At 30.1% G+C, this 5,730-nt stretch carries 6 protein-coding genes; all 6 read right to left on the minus strand.

Annotation, left to right across the window (positions count from 1 at the left end):
• Positions 1-62: 62 nt before the first annotated feature.
• Positions 63-866 carry a PTS mannose/fructose/sorbose transporter subunit IIC gene (locus tag BN8917_RS12960; RefSeq protein ID WP_066875034.1) on the minus strand — a complete coding sequence of 268 codons (804 nt, stop codon included), beginning with the start codon at positions 864-866 and terminating at the stop codon, positions 63-65.
• Between the two features lie 37 nt (positions 867-903).
• The gene (locus BN8917_RS12965; RefSeq protein ID WP_066875036.1) at positions 904-1,881 is read right to left on the minus strand and encodes a mannose/fructose/sorbose PTS transporter subunit IIA; all 978 of its coding nucleotides are present in this window, start codon (positions 1,879-1,881) and stop codon (positions 904-906) included.
• A gap of 1,230 nt (positions 1,882-3,111) precedes the next feature.
• Positions 3,112-3,486, minus strand: coding sequence for a DUF956 family protein (locus BN8917_RS12970; RefSeq protein WP_066875037.1), 375 nt, complete (start codon positions 3,484-3,486; stop codon positions 3,112-3,114).
• 98 nt (positions 3,487-3,584) lie between these two features.
• On the minus strand, positions 3,585-4,496 hold the full coding sequence (locus BN8917_RS12975) for a PTS system mannose/fructose/sorbose family transporter subunit IID (RefSeq protein WP_066875511.1): 912 nt from the start codon (positions 4,494-4,496) through the stop codon (positions 3,585-3,587).
• A 19-nt stretch (positions 4,497-4,515) separates the two neighbouring features.
• Entirely contained in the window at positions 4,516-5,319 is an 804-nt protein-coding gene (locus BN8917_RS12980) for a PTS mannose/fructose/sorbose transporter subunit IIC (protein ID WP_066875034.1), read from the minus strand.
• A gap of 37 nt (positions 5,320-5,356) precedes the next feature.
• On the minus strand, positions 5,357-5,730 hold a 374-nt coding region (locus BN8917_RS12985; protein ID WP_159426750.1), incomplete at its 5' end, for a PTS sugar transporter subunit IIB.

Here is a 5,730-nt window from a genome sequence, read left to right on the forward strand (position 1 = left end):
TAGAAAGACGATCTTTTTTTGTTAATTTTATATTCTTGTCCATTTTAATTTTCTCTCCCTTCTTAGTATCTATCAATAATATCACCTATTGGATCTCCCATATTTGATCCACCATTACCTGAGCCGCCTTTTTTACTAAGTGCTAAGTAAATAAGAGCTAAAGCTACACCAATTGCACCTAATCCTATAAGTGTAATTTGAGAAATAGTTGCTAATACAAAACCAATTGCAAAGAATGGCCATACTTCTTTTGTTGCCATCATGTTAATTACCATTGCGTAACCAACAGCTACAACCATTCCACCACCTATTGCTAAACCATCTGTTAGCCAAGCTGGCATTGAAGTAAGTAATGCACGAATAGGGCCAGCCCCTATTACTAATATTAAGCCAGCTGGAAGTGCTATACGTATACCTTGCATACAAATAGCAATAATATGCCACATTTCAACTTTTCTTATATTTCCCTCTTTAGCAGCAGCATCCATAAAATGTACAAATGCTGTAGCTATTGTACGACAAATAATTGTTAATAATAACCCTGCAACTGCTAATGGAATTGCTATAGCAATAGCTGAAGAAACCCCAGCTTGTCCTTCACCACTAAGAACTAAAATAATTGCAGCTGCAACAGAAGCTAATGCTGCATCTGGTGCTACAGCAGCCCCTATATTTGCCCAACCTAAAGCAATCATTTGAAGACTACCTCCTAAGATTAGACATGGTACTAAATTACCTGTAACTAATCCAATTAAAGTACAAGCAACTAGAGGTTGTTGAAATTGGAATTCATCTAGGATTCCTTCCATCCCAGCTAAAAATGCAATAATAATAACTAATATTATTTGAATTATATTTAGATCCACTATTATTAATCCTCCTTTTTTATTAAAATAATTTATATTATTTTAATTTATTTAATTCCTCTTGTGCTCTTTTAAGAATTTCATCCATATTTCCTTTTGAATCATTTGGAACTTTACGGACATCGAAATCTAATCCAGCTTTTTTAAGTTTATTAAAAGTATCAATATCTTCTTGACTAAAGGCAAGTACCTTATTTGGTTGAACTTTCCCCGGAGAATGTGCCATAGAACCAACATTAACTATTTTTATAGGTACTCCTCCCTCTACTGCTCTAAGTAAATCTTCTGGATTTTCAAAAAGAAGTAATGCACGTTGCCCACCAAAATGTTTATCATCTTTTGCAAGTTTAATCATTTGACTAATTGGAACAGTATGAGCTTTAACTCCTGGAGGAGCTGCTTGTTGAATTAATTTTTTACGAAGTCCATCTTTAGCTACATGGTCTGATACAACAATAATTCTTGTTGGTTTCACTGTTTTTGTCCAAGCAGTTGCTACTTGTCCATGAAGTAGACGTGAATCAATACGAGCTAAAACATATTCAAAAGATCCAGGTGCACCTACATTAGACTCTTGAGTAGAAGCTACAGAAGATTTATCTGAATTCACAGGCTCTAAAGATTCTGGCTTAACTTTAACCCCATCTGTAGCTGTTTTTATAATATTAGCTGCAATTTCATGTGCTGATTCCATTGAAAAACGTGAAGCATAAGCTTCAATAACCATTGGAAGATTCATACCAGCTACAATTGCCCATTTATCTTTATGTTCTTCAACTAAACTATCTGCTTGATTAAATGGTGTTCCTCCCCAAAGATCAACTAAAAATAAAACCTCATCTTGATTCTCAAAGGATGCAATTGCTTTTTTCATTTTTGCTTTAATATCATCTGGTCCTTCACTAGGCGCCAATGTAACAGCCTGTACATTTTGCTGTTCTCCAAAAATCATTGTGCCTGATTGTAAAATACCTTTAGCAAAATCTCCGTGACTTGCAAGAATAATTCCTACCATGATATACCTCCTATTTTTATTTGCAATATAAATTTATAAATAAATTTTAAAATTAATTTAATTCATATATCCTAGGCCATCTAAATTAATAAATAATGATAATAATATTTAAGTTAAATTTTACCATTATGCTCATATATCTATACCTTCGTTATAGTTAACGTTTACAAAAAGCTTATTTTTTTAACTTCAGATCTATTATCTAAATAAGCTAATATTGAATTAATTCACCTATCCCCCTTGTGATCTAAATTAAGTACTAACATTAATAGTATTTAGGTTATATTTTTTATTATGCTCTTATATCTTGTACACAGTTTGTATAGTTAACGTTTACAAGAGGCTTATTTTTTAAATTCAGATGTATCATCTGAATAACCTAACATTACACACAAAACTATTATAAAAAATAATCCACAATATTAAAATCTATTATACCTTTACTATTTTTAACTTTTTATATAAGTCTAATAAATTTTATTCATTAAAATTTATATAGGATTCTCTAACATTAATTCTTAGCTAGTTAGTTTTTTAGTTTACATATTAAATAAAATATAAGTTATGATTTCTGAACCTACTCCTCCTAATGTTAAAGCAATAAATATTGCTGTCATTTTTATTTCTTAGCACTAACATAAATATCACTCCTTAAAATTTATTTTTAATTTTTCACCTTCAGTATACTTTTATTAATATTAAATTACAAATAAAAGTCTTTTTGAAAATACTAAAAATAATTAGTATTAAAGTATTAGTATTAATTAAAATAAGATAAATTTTATAAAATTAATACCCTACTAACATAAATAATAAAATATTATTAAAAAACTTATAATGCTTATTATACTAATTTTTAACTTTAAAGTAATAATTATTTCCTTTTAAAAAGAAATTAAATTACCAAAATGATATTTAAAAGCTATTTATACATATAAATTTAATCTTAATTACTTAATATAATAAAATTTGAAATATTTTTTAAGTTAAATTTTCACTTTGATTCTTTATATATAATTCCATGTAAATATAAAAGAGTAAGTATTACGAATTATATAATACTTACTCTTTAAAATTTTTTACTAGTAAATAAACTACTAAGCTAATTATTTTTTATTAAAATCTTTTGTCTTTCCTCTAAATAGTTTTCATAATTCCTACAACACTATATAATGCAATTAAAATATCTATTATTTTATTTATTATCCCAAGTATAAAATCTTCTAATTATTAATTATGCTTAAATATAGATTTTACTGCTCGTTTAACAACATCGAAAAAGCTCAGTGACTTAACCATATGATTAGGATCAACATATTTTCTCATGGTACGAAGTACTTTTTTTGTTTCTTTAGAAGAAAAAGTATAGGTACCATTTTTTTTAGTTTTAATTGCATATCGTGGAATCCACTTTCCTTTTAATATTATAGATGCAATAATATAGTCAACTTCTTCCCAAGGAATTTGAATAAATTTTCGATAATCTCTAGAATTATAAAATTCAAATCCTTTATCACCAATCATTATTTTCCCATAATCAGCAAGGCCTGCAAAAGATGTTGCCTCAATTACTAAATCCACTCTTGTATTAAGTGATTGAACCATACATTCTACCTCTTTTCTGCTCAATATACTTGCTTATATAATAAAAATTCTTTTTTCTACTTTACTTCTTTAATAGAAATTAGGAATAAATAAAAATATTACATCAAGCCTATTAAATGGAATATGATACCAATCACAAATAAAGAAAGAATGATAACAATTGGAGATACTTTCTTTTTAAGTAACCACATACAAAGTAATGTTAATAATAAGCCTGTAAGCCCAGGAATTAATGAATCTAAGTTATTTTGTAAAGTTGTAACCTTATCAGGAGTTAATGATAATCCAGCTGCTTGTTGTAATAAAGCTTCTTTGATGCCATTTGCTCCAGCAGGTAAACTACTCCAATCAATATAAGCACCTTCACTTAATTGAACGGATGATACTACTGGCGCAAAGTTAATAGATACCCACCTATTAACTAATGATCCTAAAATGAACATACCAAGTATAGATGCACCTTTTGTAATATCTTGTAATAAGCTACCTGATAAATCTTCTGTGATACGAGAACCTGCTTTATAACCAAGCTCTTGTGTATACCAAGTGAATATCATACGAATAATATTCCAACCTAAGAAAAATATAATTGGTCCTAATATATTACCACTCATAGCAAGTGAAGCCCCTAATGCTCCTAATATAGGTCTAACAGTAAACCAGAAAACAGGATCTCCTATACCAGCTAAAGGTCCCATCATACCAACTTTAACCCCTTGAATAGTTATATCATCTACTGGTGCTCCATTTGCACGTTCTTCTTCTAATGCTAATGTTACCCCAATAATAGGTGATGCTACATATGGGTGAGTATTAAAAAATTCTAAATGACGTGTTAATGCTGCAGATCTTTCTTCTTTAGTTTTATATAGTTTTTTAATTGCAGGTATTAAAGAATATGCCCAACCACCATTTTGCATTCTTTCATAGTTCCAAGATCCTTGAATGAAAAATGAACGCCACCAAATAGAAAGACGATCTTTTTTTGTTAATTTTATATTCTTGTCCATTTTAATTTTCTCTCCCTTCTTAGTATCTATCAATAATATCACCTATTGGATCTCCCATATTTGATCCACCATTACCTGAGCCGCCTTTTTTACTAAGTGCTAAGTAAATAAGAGCTAAAGCTACACCAATTGCACCTAATCCTATAAGTGTAATTTGAGAAATAGTTGCTAATACAAAACCAATTGCAAAGAATGGCCATACTTCTTTTGTTGCCATCATGTTAATTACCATTGCGTAACCAACAGCTACAACCATTCCACCACCTATTGCTAAACCATCTGTTAGCCAAGCTGGCATTGAAGTAAGTAATGCACGAATAGGGCCAGCCCCTATTACTAATATTAAGCCAGCTGGAAGTGCTATACGTATACCTTGCATACAAATAGCAATAATATGCCACATTTCAACTTTTCTTATATTTCCCTCTTTAGCAGCAGCATCCATAAAATGTACAAATGCTGTAGCTATTGTACGACAAATAATTGTTAATAATAACCCTGCAACTGCTAATGGAATTGCTATAGCAATAGCTGAAGAAACCCCAGCTTGTCCTTCACCACTAAGAACTAAAATAATTGCAGCTGCAACAGAAGCTAATGCTGCATCTGGTGCTACAGCAGCCCCTATATTTGCCCAACCTAAAGCAATCATTTGAAGACTACCTCCTAAGATTAGACATGGTACTAAATTACCTGTAACTAATCCAATTAAAGTACAAGCAACTAGAGGTTGTTGAAATTGGAATTCATCTAGGATTCCTTCCATCCCAGCTAAAAATGCAATAATAATAACTAATATTATTTGAATTATATTTAGATCCACTATTATTAATCCTCCTTTTTTATTAAAATAATTTATATTATTTTAATTTATTTAATTCCTCTTGTGCTCTTTTAAGAATTTCATCCATATTTCCTTTTGAATCATTTGGAACTTTACGGACATCGAAATCTAATCCAGCTTTTTTAAGTTTATTAAAAGTATCAATATCTTCTTGACTAAAGGCAAGTACCTTATTTGGTTGAACTTTCCCCGGAGAATGTGCCATAGAACCAACATTAACTATTTTTATAGGTACTCCTCCCTCTACTGCTCTAAGTAAATCTTCTGGATTTTCAAAAAGAAGTAATGCACGTTGCCCACCAAAATGTTTATCATCTTTTGCAAGTTTAATCATTTGACTAATTGGAACAGTATGAGCTTTAACTCCTGGAGGAGCTGCTTGTTGAATTA

It is taken from the genome of Clostridium mediterraneense (assembly GCF_900091705.1).
GTDB classification, from domain to species: Bacteria; Bacillota; Clostridia; order Clostridiales; family Clostridiaceae; genus Sarcina; species Sarcina mediterraneense.

What these genes read in the sequence shown, in the direction of transcription:
- BN8917_RS12965 (WP_066875036.1), bottom strand. Translation starts at nt 1,881, where the DNA reads ATGGTAGGAATTATTCTTGCAAGTCACGGAGATTTTGCTAAAGGTATT.
- BN8917_RS12970 (WP_066875037.1), bottom strand. Translation starts at nt 3,486, where the DNA reads ATGGTTCAATCACTTAATACAAGAGTGGATTTAGTAATTGAGGCAACA.
- BN8917_RS12975 (WP_066875511.1), bottom strand. Translation starts at nt 4,496, where the DNA reads ATGGACAAGAATATAAAATTAACAAAAAAAGATCGTCTTTCTATTTGG.